Raw genomic sequence first — 17,039 nt, forward strand, 5'->3', positions numbered from 1 at the left:
GGGCGCTACAGTGCCCACACCGGCATCGGCAGTCGACTATGGAGTGTGGGCCGTGAGTGATCGTGCGGTGGACCTCGACCCGACGGTGGCGCACCCGGCACGGCGGTACGACTACTGGCTCGGCGGGAAGGACAACTTCGCCGCGGACCGGGCGTCCGGCGACGCGATCGAGGCGCGGTTTCCGGACGTACGCAAGGCGGTCCTGGCCAATCGCGCGGTGCTCGGGCGGATGACGCGGTTCCTGGCGGGCGAGGCGGGGATCCGGCAGTTCCTGGACATCGGGACCGGGCTGCCCACCGCGGACAACACGCACGAGGTTGCCCAGCGGGTCGCCCCGGAGAGCCGGGTGCTCTACATCGACAACGATCCGCTGGTGATGACGCATGCCCGGGCCCTGCTGACCGGCAGCGCCGCGGGGCGGACCGACTACATCGAGGCCGACCTGCGTGACCCGGGGAGCATCCTGGCCGACCCGCGCCTGCGGAACACCCTCGACCTGGGACGGCCGGTCGCGCTGATGCTGATCGCGGTGCTGCACTTCCTGCCGGACCGGGAGCGGGAACGCGCGATCGTCCGGGAGCTGGTCGCCGCGCTTCCGGCGGGTAGCTACCTGGCCGTCACCCACGCGACGATGGACTACCTGGACGAGGCGGGCCGGGCGGCCGCGACGCGGATGCTGGAGTCCGGGGTGGCGGACACCTGGCCGAGCACGCGCGACGAGTTCCGCGAGCTCTTCGACGGGCTGGAGCTGGTCGAACCCGGCGTGGTGCTGCTGCCCGAGTGGCGCCCGGACGGCGCGGTGGCCCCCTACGACCCGGCGGCGATCAACATGTGGGCTGGTCTTGCCCGGAAGCCGTGACAGCGCCGCGGATTCGGGTGTACTAAAGATCGCGTAGCCCGATCCACCCGAGGAGAGCAGCGATGAGCGGCGGACGTCTGGCCGGGAAGGTCGCGTTGATCTCCGGCACCGCGCAGGGGCAGGGGCGGGCCGCCGCGCTGCGGTTCTCCGCCGAGGGTGCGCTCGTGGTCGGCGGCGACGTCAACGTCGAGGCCGCGGCGGAGACCTGCGAGCTGGTCCGGGGGGTCGGCGGGACGATGATCAGTCCCGGTCGGCTGGACGTCACCGATGAGGCGTCGGTGAACGCCTGGGCCGAGCACGCGGTGGAGGCCTTCGGGCGCATCGACATCGCGTACGCCAACGCCGGAGCGGTCCGGTTCGGCCCGGTCGACGAACAGTCGTACGCGGACTGGAGCTTCACGGTGAAGGCCGAGCTGGACTCGGTCTTCCTGACCGTCCGCGCCGCCTGGCCGCACCTGATCGCCTCCCAGGGCTGCATCATCACGGTCGGCTCCACCGCCGGGCTGACCGGCTCGGTGACCAACCAGCGCACCGCGCACGCGGCCACCAAGGGCGGGGTGATCGCGCTGACCCGGCAGCTCGCGGCGGAGGGCGCCCGGTACGGCATCCGCGCCAACTGCGTCAGCCCCGGCATGATCGAGACCGAGGGGACCCGGAGGAACCTGCTCGCGCCGGACCACCCGATGCGCACGATCGCGAACGCCATCCCGCTGGGCCGGCTCGGTACCCCGGCCGACGTCATCCCGGCGGCGGTCTTCCTCGCCAGCGACGAGGCCGCGTACATCACCGGCACCAACCTGGTGATCGACGGCGGCTGGTCGATGGTCCTGCCCGGCTGACGAGGGTGGCCGCGGGTCAGCGGTCCGCGTGCAGCAGCGACCAGACGATCTTGCCGCCCGGGATCAGGGTCGTGCCCCAGTGGCTGCTGGCGGCGGCGACCGCGCGCAGCCCCAGCCCACCGGCCCGCAGCGGGGACGAGCCGTTCGCGGCGGCGGCCCGCGGGTGGGGGATCAGCGGGCTGCCGTCCTGGGCGGCGATGCGCAGGAAACGGCCGGTGTACGCGGCGGTGACGTCGAACTCGGTGCCGGCGTGCGTGATCGCGTTGGCGGCCAGCTCGGTGGCGATCAGCCGGGCCCGCTCGTACAGGTGGGCCAGGCCCCACCCGCGGCACGCGTCACCGAGCAGGACCCGGGCGGCCCGGGCGCTGCCGGCCGCGGGGGCGAGACGGCGGCGTACCCAGTGCGGGACGTCGGCGTACACCGCGGTCCGGGCCAGCTCGTGGTCGTCGTAGAGCGCCACCAGCGGGCGGATCTCGGCGAACGCGGCCCTGAGCTCCGCCGTGGGCGCGCAGAGCAGGACCGGTACGCCCCACACGTGCCGCGCCTGGTGGGTGACCGCGCCGAAGACGCTCATGTGGTCCGGGGCCGCCGGTGCCATCGCGGTGAGGTCGACGACCACGGCCGTCGGGCACTCCGCGGCGGCCTTGCCCACCACGGCACGGACCGTGGCGATCGTCTCCCCGGTCAGGTCGCCGATGAGCCTGACCGTGGTTATCCCGGTCTCCAGACATCGGCCCGTCGTCGTTCTCATCAGTCCGGGATCCTTCGCGGTCAGGTGCCGTGCGCGGCCGGCGTATGTAACGGTCGCCGGTGGCTGGACGGTCGACTACGTGGAAAGCGAAGGTCCACCGCCGGTGCTGTCGCGGGAGCGAAACCTGGTCACCCGTTCAGGGATTGCCCTATCGTGGGCGGGAGGCGGACCCTGGCGTAGGTGGCCCGTATGCCGGAGGTGGCCTTCTGAGGATCTCGCGAGCCCGCACGCTGACGGCGCCGTGACCGAGGTGTTCGAGACCGATGACCTCGGCGAGGCGCACGCCCTGCTGGAGCGGACGTACACCCGGATGCGGCTGAACGTGACCGGCGACCGGCACCACCTGCGGATCGCCCGGACCGAGGTGGGCCCGGTCTCGCTGCACCACGTCACGCTCAGCATGGACTTCGTCGCGGAGCTCCAGCCGATCCACCTGATCCCGATCAGCAGGGTCCGCGCCGGTCAGGCCCGGCACGACCTCGGAGCGGGCATCGTCGAGAGCGGCCCCGGCGACGTCTTCGTCCCGGCGCTGCCCGGCCGCGAGTTCCGGGTCCAGGTCAAGGACTACGACGTCGAGCACGCCTGGTTCCCGCCCGCGATCTTCGCGCAGGTCGCCGCCGGTGAACCGGGCCGGGCACCACGGCCGATCCGGTTCACCGGGCACCGGCCGCACTCCTCGCGGGCCGCCACGACCTGGGAGAACTGCTTCGACTACGTACGCACCACGGTCGCCGGGATCCCCGCCGACGAGGAGCCGCTGCTGGTCGGGTCCACGGCGCGGATGCTCGCCGCGGTCGCCCTGTCGACGTTCCCCAACACCGCGCTCGTCGAACCGACCGTCGCCGACCAGCACGACGCCCACCCGGCGACCCTGCGGCGGGCCATCGCGTTCATCGACGAGAACGCGCACGGTGACATCACCCCGGCCGAGATCGCCCTCGCCGCCCGGGTCACCATCCGGTCGCTGCAACTGGCCTTCCGGCGCCATCTCGGTACGACACCGACGGCGTACCTGCGCGATGTGCGGCTGCAGCGGGCCCACCGGCACCTGCTGGAGGCGGACCCGGCCACCACCACGGTCTCCGCCGTCGCCATGCGCTGGGGTTTCGCCAGCCACAGCAGCTTCACCGCCGCCTATCACGCCGCCTTCGGGGTGCTCCCGTCCGAGACGCTGCGCCGTCGATGACCCCGCCGGGGCGTGCGCATCGTGCACCAACGGAGGAACGCCCGCTCCGTATCGCCTCCCGGATGGTTGAGTGGTTGTGGAACCCCCGTATCTGTTCGAGCCGTACGACCCGGCCCAGGGCGACGGCGTCGACGTCGGTCTGGACGTGGAGACCAGTGTGCTCACCCTCGCCGTGCACGGCCGATGGGGACGGCGGCTCGGCCGGGCGACCGGCTCCGCGATCCGCCAGTGCCTGAGCGAGCACCCGGCCACCCTGCTCATCGACCTGAACCCGCTGACCGACCCGCGGGCGGGCAGCGTGCCGACGTGGACCGCGGCCGGCCGGCTGGGTGCTCCGATGTGGCCGCCGGTGTCGGTGCTGGTCTGCGTGTCACCCGGCACCGCGCTCGCCGAACGGCTGTCCCGTCCCGGCGCCGTGCCGTCGTACCCCAGCGTGCCGCGGGCCCGGGCGGCCGCCGCCGAGCAGTCGCCGCTGACCGGCCGGTTCGAGCTGGACCTGCCTCCGGAGAGCGGGGCCGCCGCGGCGGTCCGGGGTGCGGTCGCCAACGCGTGCGGGGCGTGGGGGATGGCGGGCCTGCGGGACCGGGCCCGGCTGGTCGCCTCGGAGCTGGTGCTCAACGCCGTGGAACACGCGGCGACCCCGATCACGGTGATGCTGTCCCGGCGGGGGAGCGGGCTGCACGTCGCGGTGCGTGACGAGGATCCGCGGGTGCCGCGCCTGGCCGGAGGGTCCGGCTCCGGCCTGCACGTGGTGCACGCGGCGGCGACGTCGTGGGGCGCGATGCCGTGCGGTACGGGCAAGGTCGTCTGGGCGACGATCCACCCCCGGTCCGGTGGTGCGCGGTGAGCGGCGCTGCGGGTGGTGACCGGGTCGGTCCGATCGCGGCGATCACGGCGGGGACCGGTGCCCTGGTCATCCGGCTGGCGGGGGAGTTGGACGGGGCGACCACACCGGTGCTGCACGACCGTCTCCGGGCTGTGATCACTACCGGGCACTCCCACGAGATCATGGTCGATCTGACGGACGTGGACTTCTGCGATGCGGCGACGGTTCGCCTCTTCGTGGTACTGGCTACCGAGGCCGCGGATCAGGGGCATTCGCTGCGGTTGTGGAAGGCGCGCCCGCACATCGTCTGGCTCTTTCGCCAGTTGGGCGCGGAGTTCCTCTTCACCGACGGGTGAGGCGCGGCCGCATTGATCGAGTGACTATATATCTATGTGTATAGTGCCGCGCATGACGATCGCTACGGCGTTTCTGGTGTTGCTGGAGGGGCAGCCGAGACACGGCTATGACCTCAAGCGCGCCTACGACCAGCACTTCGGTGCCGACCGGCCGCTGCACTACGCGCAGGTCTACACGACACTGGCGAAGCTGCTCAAGAACGGGATGGTGACCGCGGACGCCGAGGGCGGCGACGGCGGGCCGGACCGGAAGCGGTACACGATCACCGAGTCGGGCGTGACCGATGTGGCGCGCTGGCTCGGCGAGCCGGAGAAGCCCGAGCAGTACCTGCAGAGCAACCTCTACGCCAAGGTGATCGGCGCGCTGCTCACCGGGCGCTCGGCCGCCGCGGTGCTGGACGTGCAGCGCGAGGAGCACCTCACCGCGATGCGCGAACTGACCCGGCGCAAGCGTGGCGGCGACCTCGCGGACCGGCTGATCTGCGACCACGCGCTCTTCCACCTCGAGGCGGACCTGCGCTGGCTGGAGCACACCGCGACGAAGCTGGACGAGCTGGCGAAGCAGGTGCGCGGATGAACGGCGCGGGCGTGACGACCGGCGAGCAGGGTGCGGCGATGAACGGTGACGGCGTGCTGCTGGTGGCCGAGGGGCTGCGCAAGAGCTACGGGCCGACCACGGCGCTCGACGGTGCCGATCTCATGGTCGCCGCCGGGGAGGTCGTCTCGGTGATGGGGCCGTCCGGCTCGGGCAAGTCCACCCTGCTGCACTGCGCGGCCGGCCTGACCGTCCCCGACGAGGGCCGGGTCGCGTACGCCGGGCGCGAACTCTCCGAACTCGGCGACGCCGAGCGCAGCCGGATCCGGCGACGGGATTTCGGCTTCGTGTTCCAATTCGGTCAGCTGGTCCCGGAGTTGACCGCCCGGCAGAACGTCGCGCTGCCGCTGCGCCTGGACGGCGTCTCCCGGCGGCAGGCCGAGCGCCGCGCCGCCGACCTGATGGACCGGCTCGGCCTGGCCGAGAAGGCGGACGCCCGCCCCGGCGAGCTCTCCGGCGGTCAGCAGCAGCGCGTCGCGGTGGCCCGCGCGCTGATCACCGGACCGAAAGTGATCTTCGCCGACGAGCCGACCGGCGCGCTCGACTCGGTCGCGGGCGAGCAGGTGATGGAGATGCTCACCGACGCGGCCCGGGAGGCGGGCGCGGCGGTCGTGCTGGTCACCCACGACGCGCGGGTGGCGGCGTACGCCGACCGCGGCATCGTGGTGCGCGACGGCCGCAGCACCGATCGACTGGGCAGTACCGATCGACTGGGCAGCACTGAGCGACTGGGCAGTACCGAGCGACTGGGCGTCCGATGAGGCGGGTGCTGGCCGAGCTCGGGCTCGGTGTCCGGCTGGCGCTCTCCGGTGGCCGCCGTGGCTGGGGCCGGACCGCGATGGCCGCGACCGGTGTGGCGATCGGCGCGGCCGCCCTGCTGCTCGGCGCGTCCGTGCCGGTCATGCTCGACGCCCGGCAGGCACGGACGGCGGCCCGGCTGGACGACTACACCGAGGACGCCCCCGCCGGGCGTACGGTGGTCACCGCCTGGGTGGAGTCGCAGTGGGGCGAGAACGCCGTCCGCGGCCGGCTGATCTGGCCCGACACGGCGGACTCCCCGCTGCCCCCGGGGCTCCCGGCCTTCCCGGGCGAGCACCAGATGTACGCGTCGCCCGCCCTGCAGGCCGCGCTCGCCGGGCCGGACGGCGCCGATCTGCGACGTCAGATGCCGTACGACATCGTCGGGACGATCGCGCCGGCCGGGCTCTCCGGGCCGCACGAGTTCGCGTACTACGCCGGCTATCACCGGGTGGTGGACCTGATCGACCACGGTTCCTGGCGGGTGGCCCGCTACGGCGTGGTGAGCGAGGACGATCCCAGTCCCCGGACGTACGTGATAGTGGTTTCGATCCTGGCGACCGTGCTCCTGCCGGTGGCGATCTTCATCGGGGCGGCCCTGCGTTTCGGCGCGGAGGCCCGTGACCGGCGGCTCGCCGCGATCCGGCTGATCGGCGCGGACCGGCGTGCCGTGCTGCGTGTCGCGGTGGGCGAGAGTCTGGTCCCGGCGGGCGTGGGGATGTCGGCCGGGGTGCTGCTCTACCTGATCGCCCGCGTGCTGGCCGACCGTTTCTGGCTCTTCGACGTCAGCGTCTACCCGTCGGACGTCCGGCCGGTCCCCGCCCTGGCCGCGCTCGTGGTGCTGGCCGTCTTCGGGCTCGCGGTGGTGATGAACCTGCTCGGATTCCGCGGCGTCACCGTCGAGCCGCTCGGCGTCCTGCGCAGCGCGGCGACCTGGCACGGACGCCTCTGGTGGCGGCTGATCCCCCTGGCCATGGCTCTCCTCCTCCTCTTTCCGGCCTTCTCCGGTACGCCCGACCTGAACGAGGACCGCACCGGCCTCGGCGTGGTGCTGCTGGTCGTGGCGGTCGTCCCGCTGCTGCCGTACCTGGTGCCGCTCGTCGCCCGGCTCTTCCCGGGCGCCGCGGTCTCCTGGCAGCTCGCCGCCGAGCAGCTGCGCCGGAATCCGGCCGGCTCCACGCGCGCCGTCACCGGCATCGTGGTGGCGGTCGCCGGCGTGATCGCGTTGCAGAGCTTCTTCGCCGCGGACGCCGCACGCCGGGAGGCCCCGGACGACGCCGCGGACCCGGCGTTCATCCTGCAGGCGCCGGGGAAGCAGACCGCGGACCAGATGCGGCGGCGCACCGCGATGTTCGAGCAGGTCGACGGGATCACCGCGGGCACCGTCGCGATGTACCCGCTCACCGAGGTCGGTGGGATCTTCGGCTACGTGGCGGTCGGCGACTGCGTGGCGCTGCGGCAGATCGCCCGGGTGGACTCGTGCGCGGACGGCGACGCGTTCACGTCCGGCGACCCGGGCCCGTCCGTCGAGGTGGAGGGCTGGGAGGTGGCCGTACCGGAGAACGCCCGGACCGCCCGCCCGGTCGGCAGTGACGCGCAGAACGTGAACACCGCCCTGCTGCTGACCCCCGCCGCGGCACCGGACGGGCTGGCCGACGTCGAGCCGTGGTTCGTCGAGACCCGGATGTTCACCACGGAGACGCCCGCGAGCGTGGTCGGCACGGTGCGCGGCGTCGCGGCCGAGATCGACCCGCTCGCGCTGTTCACCTCGCTCGCCCCGGAGGGGGATAAGTACAGCGGCTTGCGTACGGCGCTGAACGTCGGATCCGTGCTGGTCCTCGCGATGATGGCGCTCGGGCTGCTGCTGGACGTGGGCGCTCGGCTGCACGAGCGCAGACGGCTGCTCGGGGTGCTGAGCGCGGTCGGTGCCCGCCGCACGACGGTGGTCTGGTCGGTGCTCTGGCAGGCGATCGTGCCGGTGGCGAGCGGGCTGGCCCTCGCCGTCGCGGTGGGCACCGGGCTCGGCGTGCTGCTGATGCGGACGGAGCGGGTGCCGGTGGCGTTCCGCGCCGCGACCATCCTGGAACCCGCCCTGGTCGGTGGCCTCCTCGTGCTGGGTACGACCGTGGCGGTGCTGCTGCCCGCGGTCCGTCGGGTGACGCGTACCGGGGAACTGCGTCACGAGTGAGCGGAGCGACGTTGTGATCTGTTTCACCGGCGGGGGAACGGGTCGCGGCGGGTGTCTCGTGTTCGGAGGGTGACCCCTGGCGGGCGGGACGTGGTGGGGCGTGGCGGGACGTGCCGGATCGGGTGGCGGTCCACTGGGGATCGGCCGGCGCGTCAGCCACGTGCAAAAATCGATATGAAACTATGAATGTGAACGGGCGCGTTGACGTTTGTAAACGGGTGTTTGATGGGATGGCAATCGTCTGAATATCACTCTGGGTGCTGGGGAAGTGCTGGCTTCGATCGGCCGGTGTCGACTTCTTGCGTGCCTGATGGGCCGCTGCTAGTGTCCAGCCGTGATGTTCAACGGGGGCTTTATCGGAGCGCGGGGAAGACCTTGCGCATTTGTTTCTCTCAAGGGTGCACTGCACGGTCCTCCCGGTCGCTGAGGCTGGACCTGCCGTCGCCCGGCCGGGTGTACTGACCCTGCTGCCGGGATGTGCTCCGAACATTAAAAAGTAGCTGCTCAGAGGCGCTTCATGCGGCCGTGACGACTGTCGTCGGCACTGTTTCGCGCCGGGCTGAGGGCTGCCCTTGCCGTGCGCGGCGAAATCTCATGCCGCCCGCAATCGGCGACGAGAACGAACGCATAATCAAGCACCAAAATGGGGGCACGGGGCGATGAATAATCCGTTTGACGATCCAGACGGCCAGTTCTTTGTGATTGTCAACAATGAGGGTCAGCATTCGCTGTGGCCAGATTTCGCCGTGGTTCCCGCGGGATGGACCGTGGTCCACGGCGCGGACACGCGTTCCGCCTGTCTGGATTACGTGAATGTTAACTGGACGGACATGCGACCGGCCAGCCTCGTGGCGCAGCTCGGGGACGCCCGATGAGCGCGGAGACCGGTACCCCGCGACAGTCGCCGAGCGCGGCCCGGCTCGACGCGATGTCAGGGGCCAAGCGGGCGCTGCTGGAGAAGCGGCTGGCCGGCCGGCAGACCGCGCCGAGCGACGCGATCACCCCCGTCCCGCGCGACGGCGACCTGCCGCTCTCCGCGGCCCAGCGCCGACTGTGGTTCATGGATCAGCTCGACCCGGACGGCTTCGTCTTCAACGTGCCCACCGCGTTGCGGCTGACCGGCCCGCTGCGCACCGAGGCGCTGGCCGCCGCCGTCAACCGTCTGGTGGCCCGGCACGAAGCGCTGCGCACGCTCTTCGTCCCGCGCGACGGCGATCCGGTCCTGCACATCCTGCCGCGGGTCACCATCGATCTCCCCCTGGCCGAGGTGCCCGAGGACGGGCTGGACGCCGCGCTCGCCACGGAGTCGCGGCGGCCCTTCGCCCTGGCGCACGGGCCCCTGGTGCGGGCCGCGCTGTTCCGGACCGGTGTGGACGACCACGTCCTGCTGCTGACCGTCCACCACAGCGTCAGTGACGGCTGGTCGACGAGCCTGCTCATCGACGACCTGCTGGCGCTGTACCGGGCCGCGGTGACCGGCGGCCCCGAGCCCGCGGCACCGGCCCTGCAGTACGTGGACTACGCGGCCTGGGAGGGCCGCCCCGAGCGCGCCGCCGAGCTGGCCGCCGACGTCGCGTACTGGCAGAACCGGCTGGCCGGCGCGAACCCGGCGCTGGAGATCCCGGCCGACCGGACCCGGCCCGCGGTGCAGACCTTCCGCGGGCAGCGGTACCGCTTCGTCCTGCCCGCCGGGATCTGGCCGGCGGTGCGCGACCTCGCGTCGCGGGAGCGGGCGACGCCGTTCATGGTGCTGCTCGCCGGGTTCACCGCGCTGCTCTCCCGGTACTCGGGCCAGGACGACATCTCGGTGATCACACCGGTGGCCAACCGCCCGCGGGCCGAGCTGGAGTCGATCGTTGGCTTCTTCGTCAACTCGGTGGTGCTCCGGCTGGACACGTCCGGCACGCCGAGCTTCCGGGAGTTGATCGGTCGGGTCCGCGACGTGGCCCAGGAGGGCATGACGCACGGCGGGGCACCGTTCGACCGGGTGGTGGAGGTCGTCGACCCGGAGCGCAGCCTCAGCCGTACGCCACTGGCCCAGGTGATGTTCGCGCTGGTGGAGGACCCCACACTGGCCGTCGACGTGGACGGGCTGCGCGTCTCCTCGGTCGAGCACCACCTGCCGATCTCCAAGTACGACCTGACCCTCGACCTGTGGCCGGGCGCGGACGGCTCGCTGCACGGCAGCATCGAGTACTCCACCGACCTGTTCGACGTGGCGACCGTCGAGCGCCTGGCGACCCACCTGGGCCGGTTGTTGAGCGAGCTGACCGCCGCGCCGCTGGTAACGGTCGGGAACGCCGCCCTGCTCTCCGCCGACGAGGTGCACCGCGACGTCGTCGACGGGAACCGGACCACCGATGTGGAACTGGCCGACCTCTGCGCGATCGAGCTGTTCGAGCGGCAGGCCGTACGCACCCCACACCGCCCGGCGCTGCTCGCCGGTCCGGCGGTGGTGACCTTCGCCGAGCTCGACGCGCTCGCCGACCGGCTCGCCGTCCGGCTGCGGTCGGCCGGCGTCGGCACCGAGTCCCGGGTGGGCCTGCTGCTGGAACGCGGCGTCGACCTGGTGGTCGCCGTGCTGGCCACGCTGAAGGCCGGCGGCGCGTACGTCCCGCTGGACGTGCGCGACCCGGCCGACCGGGTCGGCTTCATGGTCACCGACGCGGGCGCCGGGGTGGTACTCACCAGCGCCCGGTACGCGGATCGGGCGGCGGCGACCGGAGCCCGGGTGCTGCGCGCAGACCAGGACACCGCCGGCGACCCGGCCGAACCGCTCACCCGGTCCCGGCCGCATCCGGACAGCGCCTGCTATCTGATCTACACGTCCGGCTCCACCGGGCGCCCCAAGGGCGTCACGGTCACCCACCGCGGGCTGGGCAACTACCTGGGCTGGGCGGTGCGGGCGTACCGGGTGGCCGACGGCGGCGGTGCGCCGCTGGTCTCGTCGCTGCGCTTCGACCTGTCGGTGACCACCCTGTTCGCGCCGCTGCTGGCCGGCCGCCCGGTGCTGCTGGTCGCCGAGGGCGAGGAGTTGCCGGCGCTCGCCGAGACGCTGTGCCAGAAGCTCGATCACGGTCTGGTCAAGCTGACCCCGGCGCACCTGGAGACGCTGGACAAGGCGATGCCGTCGGCCACCGTCGAGGCCGACGGCTATCTGGTGGTCGGTGGCGAGTCACTGCACGGCGGCACCGTGGCGGCCTGGCGCCGGAGGATCCCCGGCCTGCGGGTGGTCAACGAATACGGCCCGACCGAGACCGTCGTCGGGTGCTGCGTGTACGAGGTGGACGAGCAGACCGATCTGAGCGGGACCGTGCCGATCGGCCGGCCCATCGCGAACACCCGGCTGTACGTCCTGGACCGCTACCTGCAGCCGGTGCCGCGCGGCACGATCGGCGAGCTGTACGTGGCCGGCACCGGCGTCGCCCGCGGCTACTGGAACCGCCCCGGGCTGACCGCCGAACGGTTCGTCGCGGACCCGTTCGCGACCACGCCGGGGGAGCGGATGTACCGCACCGGCGACCTGGCCCGGAGGCGTCCCGACGGCGAGCTGGACTGCCTGGGCCGGGTCGACACCCAGGTCAAGGTCCGCGGGTACCGGGTGGAGCTGGCGGAGATCGAGGCGGCGCTGACCCGGCTGCCGCGGGTCCGCGAGGCGATCGTGCTCCTGCGCGAGGACCGGCCCGGCGAGACCGCGCTGGTCGGCTACGTGGCCGGGGCCGGCGTGGCCGGTACCGAGGTCCGCGAGGCGCTGCGCCGGGAACTGCCGGAGTACATGGTCCCCGACGTCGTGGTCGTGCTCGACGAGCTGCCGCTGGCCGGCAGCGGCAAGGTGGACCGGGCGGCGCTGCCCGCGCCGCTGCCCGAGGCGGCCGTCGAGGCGAGCACCGATCTGCCGGCCACCCCGCTGGAGAAGGTCGTCGCCCGGGTCTGGGCCGACGTGCTGAAGGTGCCGGTGGAGACGATCGGCCGCGACGCCGGGTTCCTGGAGCTGGGCGGGCACTCGCTGCTGGCCGTGCAGGCGATGGCCCGGCTCCGCAAGATCCTCGAGATGGACCTGCCGCTGGCGACGTTCCTCGAGGCCACCACGCTGGCCGAGCTGGCGGTACGGATCGACGGGCTGGGCGGCCGGGCACCGCGCCCCGGACTCGTGGTGGTGCCGCGCTCCGGCGGGGCCCCGCTGTCGTACGCGCAGGGCCGTCTCTACTTCCTGAACCGTCTCGCCGAGGAGAGCTCCTTCTACAACGTGCCGGTCGCGTTGCGGTTCACCGGAGCCCTCGACACCGCGGCGATGCGTGCCGCGGTCGCCGGGCTGTGGGCCCGCCACGAGGGGCTGCGCGCGTACTTCCCGGCCCCGGACGGCGAACCCGAGCAGCGCGTCCTCCCGGCCGGCGACGTGCCGTTCACCGAGGTGGACCTGAGCGGTGCCGGCGACCCGCGGCAGCGACTGGCGGCGCTCGCCGGTCATGAGGCGGTGCGCCCGTTCGACCTGGCCTCCGGGCCGCTGCTGCGGGCGGTGCTGGTCCGGTCCGGGCCCGCCGAGCACGTGCTGCTGCTGACCCTGCACCACGTGGTCTCCGACGGCTGGTCGCTCTCGATCGTCCTGGACGACCTGATGGCGTTGTACCGGGCCGCCGCGACCGGGCAGCCGGCCGGACTGCCCGAGCTGGAGTTCGGCTACCTGGACTACACGTACTGGCAGCGCTCCTGGCTCACCGGCGCGGAGCTCGACGGCCAGCTGGACTACTGGAAGCGGCACCTGGCCGGCCTGCCCACCCTGGACCTGCCGACCGACCGGCCGCGGCCGGTCGCGCAGACCTATCGGGGCGCGCGCCACGAGGTGCAGTGGTCACCCGAGCTGTCCGAGGCGGTCGCCGGCCTGGCCCGCCGTCGCGGTGTCTCGCTGTTCATGCTGCTGCTGGCCGGCTTCGACGTACTCATGGCGCAGCTCAGCGGGGAGCGTGACGTGGTGGTCGGCACGCCGATCGCCAACCGGACGGTAACCGAGCTGGAGAACCTGGTCGGCTTCTTCGCCAACACCCTCGCGCTGCGGGTGGATCTCTCCGGTGACCCGACCTTCACCGAACTGCTCGGCCGGGTCCGCGAGGTCGCGCACAGTGCGTACGCGAACCAGGACGTGCCCTTCGAGATGGTCGTCGACGCGGTCGCCCCGGTGCGTGACCTGAGCTACGCGCCGCTGTTCCAGGTGCGGTTCGCGTTGCAGAACATGGCGCGGGCGCTGCCGGAGCCCGGTCCCGGCCTGGTCCTGGAGGAGATCGACGCGGAGCAGGTGACGGCCCGCTTCGACCTGGTCGTCGACCTGTGGGAGACCGAGAACGGCCTGGCCGGGCACGCCGAGTACAGCACCGACCTGTTCGACGCCGCCACCGTGGCACGCCTGATGGACCGCTTCGAGCGGCTGCTCGGGCGGCTGGTCGCGGAGCCGGACGCGCCGGTCTTCGGGGCCGGCGTCCTGCTGCCCGGAGAACGGGAGAGCATCGAAGCGCTGGGCCGCGGCGAGCCGCTGCCGCGGGACGCGACCGAGCACACCTTCCCGCAGCGCTTCGCCGAGCAGGCCGCGCGGCGCCCGGACGCGGTGGCGGTGGTCTGCGGGCAGACCTCGGTGACCTACGGCGAGCTGCGACGCCGCTCGGTGGAGCTCGCCCGGGTGCTGGCCGCCCGCGGGGTGCGCCCCGGTGTCCTGGTCGGGATCTACCTGGAACGGGGCGCCGACCTGGTCACGGCGGTACTGGCGGTGCTGGAGGCGGGCGGCGCCTACGTGCCGTTCGACCCGGCGTACCCGGCGCAGCGGCTGGCGGCGACGGCGGCGCAGACCGCGTCCCCGCTGGTGATCACCTCGGCGGCGCTGGCCGGCACGCTTCCGGCCGGATCCGGCGAGCCGCTCGTGCTGGACCGGCTGGGGGAGGAGGCGGTAGCCGATCCGGTGCCGGCCGGGCCGGACGATCCCGCGTACGTCGTGTTCACCTCCGGCAGCCAGGGAGTGCCCAAGGGTGTGGTGGTCGGGCATCGTGGCCTGGCCGGGTACCTGTCCGGTCTGCCGGCCGCGCTGGACCTGCCGGCCGCACCGGTCTACCTGCACACCGCGTCGTTCGCGTTCTCGTCCTCGGTCCGGCAGCTGACCGTCCCGCTCGCCCTCGGCGGCCGGGTCGTGATCGCCACCGCCGACCAGCTGGCCGCGCCGGGCGACCTGCTCGCCGAGGCGCGCCGGCACGGCGTCCAGGTGCTCGACCTGGTGCCGTCCTACCTGCGGGTGGTGCTGCCGGCACTGGCCGCGGTCGCCGACTACTGGCGGCCACAGGTCATCCTGACCGCCAGCGAGCCGCTGCTCTACGACCTGCCCGAGACGGTCCGCGCGCTCGGTGCCGCGGCGCCGCGCCTGATCAACATGTACGGCCAGACCGAGACGACCGGCATCGTGGCGGTCGCCGAGGTACCCACCGAGCGGCGCGGCCGCGGCGCGGTGGCACCGCTGGGCCGCCCGATCCCGGGTGCCCGCCTGGCCGTGGTGGACGACCGGCTCCGCCCGGTGCCGCTGGGCCAGCCGGGCGAGATCGTGGTGGCCGGGGCCGGCCTGGCCCGTGAGTACCTCGGCGATCCGGTACTGACCGCCGAGCGCTTCGTCACCGGCCCGGACGGCGGGCGCTGGTACCGCACCGGCGACCGCGGCCGGTTCCTGGCCGATGGCGAGCTGGAGTTCCTCGGCCGCGCCGGCGACCAGGTGAAGATCCGCGGGCACCGGGTCGAGCTCGGCGAGGTGGCCGCGGCGCTGGCCGCCGTCGGCGAGGTGGCCGACAGCGTCGTCGACATCGCCGAGGACGGGCCCGACCAGCGGCGCCTGATCGGCTACGCGGTGGTGCGCCCCGGGGTGGCCGCCGACCCGGCCCGGCTGCGGGCCGCGCTCAAGCAGCGCCTGCCCGACTACATGGTTCCCACGCTGGTCCTGGTCGACGTGGTGCCGTACCTGCCCAACGGCAAGGTGGACCGGGCCGCGCTGGCGGCTGCCGCCCGGCCCGCCGCGAGCGGTGCCGCGCCGGTGACCGGCGGGGACACGGTGGCGCAGCGGCTGGCGGGGATCTGGCGTGCGGTCCTGCGGGTGGACGAGGTCGGCCCGGACGACGACTTCTTCGCGCTGGGTGGTGACTCGCTGCACGTGATCCGGGTGGTGGACCGGGCGCGTAAGGCGGGTATCACGATCACGCCGGCGCAGTTCATCGCGAACCCGACCGTCGCCGCACTCGCCGCGCTCGCCGCCACCGAGGCCCCCGGCGCCGGGCCGGCCGAGACCGCCGGGCCGATCCCGCTGGTCCCCTCGCACCGGGCCTTCCAGGAGCGCGACTTCGCCGACAAGGTGAACTACACGCACATCTTCATGTTCGACACGCTGCGGTCGCTGGACCCGAAGCTGATCGAGCAGGCGCTGGCCGTCGTCCTGGAGCACCACGAGTCGCTGCGGATCAGCTTCCCGGACGAGGGCGGCCGCTACCGGGTCGAGGTCGCCGGGCGATTCGACCGCCCGGCGTTCACCAGCGTCGACCTGTCGGCCCTCGCCGCACCGGCGCAGGAGGTGGCGTTCCGCAGGCTGGACCGGACCCTGCACGGCAAGCTCGACTTCGCCCACGGCCCGCTGATCCACCTGGCCCTGGTCCACTTCGGGGGCGACCGCCCGGACCGGCTGATCGCCATCGTGCACCACCAGCTGATGGACAACAGCTCGTGGGACGTACTGATGGACGACCTGCAGACCGCCTACCTGGACCTGGAGGCCGGCCGCCGGCCGCGACCGGCGGCGACCACCGGCTCGTTCGCGCAGTGGGCGCGCAATCTGGACGAGCTGGCCCGCTCCCCGCAGTTGGCCGAGGACGCCGCCTACTGGACCGGCCTCGCCCGGCGACCGCTGCCGGTGTGGCCGCTCGACCACCCGAACGGCGAGGACTGGATGTCCTCGGAGGAGACGGTGACCGTCGCCCTCGACGCGGACCAGACCACCCGGCTGCGGCGACTGCTGCCCGGCGAGTACGGCCTGACCGTCAACGAGGGCATCCTCGCCGCCGTGCTGCAGGGCTTCACCGAGTGGAGCGGTCAGGACTCGGTCCTGCTCGACCTGGTGGTGCGGGGCCGGGAGATGGGCGGCGACGAACTGGACCTGTCGCGGGCGATCGGCCGGTTCTCGATGACCTCGCCGCGGCTGCTGCGGCGCCCGGCCGCACCGGGACCGGATGCACTGCTGCGTTCGATCGCCGAGCAGATGCGTGCGGTGCCCCGCCGGGGCCTGGCCTACGGTCTGCTGCGCTACCTCGGCGCGCAGCCGGAGGTGGCGCGGGACCTGGCACCCCTGGGCAGACCGCCGATCCTGGTCAACAACTGGGGCGAGTTCGAGTACGAGCCGGAGAAGTCGCCGCTGCTCGGGCCCTCGATCGAGGACCCGTGGCCGATGCCGAGGCTGACCCGGATGCACCAGATGCAGGTCAACGGCCGGTTCGCCGACGGCTGCCTGCTGCTGATGCTCAAGTTCAGCACCAACCTCAACGACCGCGAGAACATCGAGCGTCTCGCGGACCTCATCCGGCGGGCCCTGAGCTCCTTCGTGCCCGCCGGAGACTCCTGAAGTGGTCGACGAGAC

General features: G+C 73.0%; 11 protein-coding genes. 10 read left to right on the forward strand and 1 reads right to left on the reverse strand.

What is annotated here, in order from left to right; translation table 11 throughout:
- Positions 1–52: 52 nt before the first annotated feature.
- Entirely contained in the window at positions 53–859 is an 807-nt protein-coding gene (locus AB0M08_RS17845) for an SAM-dependent methyltransferase (protein WP_364493944.1), read from the forward strand.
- A gap of 62 nt (positions 860–921) precedes the next feature.
- Positions 922–1,698 (forward strand): SDR family NAD(P)-dependent oxidoreductase, encoded by a 777-nt coding sequence (locus AB0M08_RS17850; protein WP_364493947.1) that lies wholly within the window; start codon positions 922–924, stop codon positions 1,696–1,698.
- A 16-nt stretch (positions 1,699–1,714) separates the two neighbouring features.
- Here AB0M08_RS17850 and AB0M08_RS17855 read toward each other — a convergent pair whose 3' ends face one another.
- Entirely contained in the window at positions 1,715–2,449 is a 735-nt protein-coding gene (locus tag AB0M08_RS17855) for a hypothetical protein (RefSeq protein ID WP_364493949.1), read from the reverse strand.
- Positions 2,450–2,690: 241 nt separating this feature from the next.
- Between AB0M08_RS17855 and AB0M08_RS17860 the strand changes: the two genes are divergently transcribed.
- From AB0M08_RS17860 to AB0M08_RS17895, 8 genes are all read left to right on the forward strand, one after another.
- Entirely contained in the window at positions 2,691–3,635 is a 945-nt protein-coding gene (locus AB0M08_RS17860; RefSeq protein WP_364493952.1) for a helix-turn-helix transcriptional regulator, read from the forward strand.
- A gap of 76 nt (positions 3,636–3,711) precedes the next feature.
- Entirely contained in the window at positions 3,712–4,482 is a 771-nt protein-coding gene (locus AB0M08_RS17865) for an ATP-binding protein (RefSeq protein WP_364493954.1), read from the forward strand.
- A complete protein-coding gene (locus AB0M08_RS17870) occupies positions 4,479–4,817 on the forward strand; it encodes an STAS domain-containing protein (RefSeq protein WP_364493957.1) in 339 nt (112 codons plus the stop codon). Before AB0M08_RS17865 ends, AB0M08_RS17870 begins: the two co-directional genes overlap by 4 nt.
- A gap of 52 nt (positions 4,818–4,869) precedes the next feature.
- Positions 4,870–5,394, forward strand: a complete 525-nt coding sequence (locus tag AB0M08_RS17875) for a PadR family transcriptional regulator (protein WP_364493960.1) — start codon at positions 4,870–4,872, stop codon at positions 5,392–5,394.
- A 38-nt stretch (positions 5,395–5,432) separates the two neighbouring features.
- A complete protein-coding gene (locus AB0M08_RS17880; protein WP_364494090.1) occupies positions 5,433–6,173 on the forward strand; it encodes an ABC transporter ATP-binding protein in 741 nt (246 codons plus the stop codon).
- Positions 6,170–8,398, forward strand: coding sequence for an FtsX-like permease family protein (locus AB0M08_RS17885; RefSeq protein WP_364493962.1), 2,229 nt, complete (start codon positions 6,170–6,172; stop codon positions 8,396–8,398). Before AB0M08_RS17880 ends, AB0M08_RS17885 begins: the two co-directional genes overlap by 4 nt.
- A gap of 659 nt (positions 8,399–9,057) precedes the next feature.
- Entirely contained in the window at positions 9,058–9,273 is a 216-nt protein-coding gene (locus AB0M08_RS17890) for an MbtH family protein (RefSeq protein ID WP_364493965.1), read from the forward strand.
- Positions 9,270–17,024, forward strand: coding sequence for an amino acid adenylation domain-containing protein (locus AB0M08_RS17895; protein WP_364493968.1), 7,755 nt, complete (start codon positions 9,270–9,272; stop codon positions 17,022–17,024). The genes AB0M08_RS17890 and AB0M08_RS17895 overlap by 4 nt, the downstream gene beginning before the upstream one ends.
- Positions 17,025–17,039 lie beyond the last annotated feature (15 nt).

Origin of the sequence: Actinoplanes sp. NPDC051851 (assembly GCF_040681165.1) — a bacterium.
Classification (GTDB): Bacteria; Actinomycetota; Actinomycetes; order Mycobacteriales; family Micromonosporaceae; genus Actinoplanes.

Excerpts from the sequence above, each read along its gene's own strand:
- AB0M08_RS17850 (WP_364493947.1), top strand. The coding sequence starts at position 922 with ATGAGCGGCGGACGTCTGGCCGGGAAGGTCGCGTTGATCTCCGGCACC.
- AB0M08_RS17855 (WP_364493949.1), bottom strand. The coding sequence starts at position 2,449 with ATGAGAACGACGACGGGCCGATGTCTGGAGACCGGGATAACCACGGTC.
- AB0M08_RS17875 (WP_364493960.1), top strand. The coding sequence starts at position 4,870 with ATGACGATCGCTACGGCGTTTCTGGTGTTGCTGGAGGGGCAGCCGAGA.
- AB0M08_RS17880 (WP_364494090.1), top strand. The coding sequence starts at position 5,433 with ATGAACGGTGACGGCGTGCTGCTGGTGGCCGAGGGGCTGCGCAAGAGC.
- AB0M08_RS17885 (WP_364493962.1), top strand. The coding sequence starts at position 6,170 with ATGAGGCGGGTGCTGGCCGAGCTCGGGCTCGGTGTCCGGCTGGCGCTC.
- AB0M08_RS17890 (WP_364493965.1), top strand. The coding sequence starts at position 9,058 with ATGAATAATCCGTTTGACGATCCAGACGGCCAGTTCTTTGTGATTGTC.
- AB0M08_RS17895 (WP_364493968.1), top strand. The coding sequence starts at position 9,270 with ATGAGCGCGGAGACCGGTACCCCGCGACAGTCGCCGAGCGCGGCCCGG.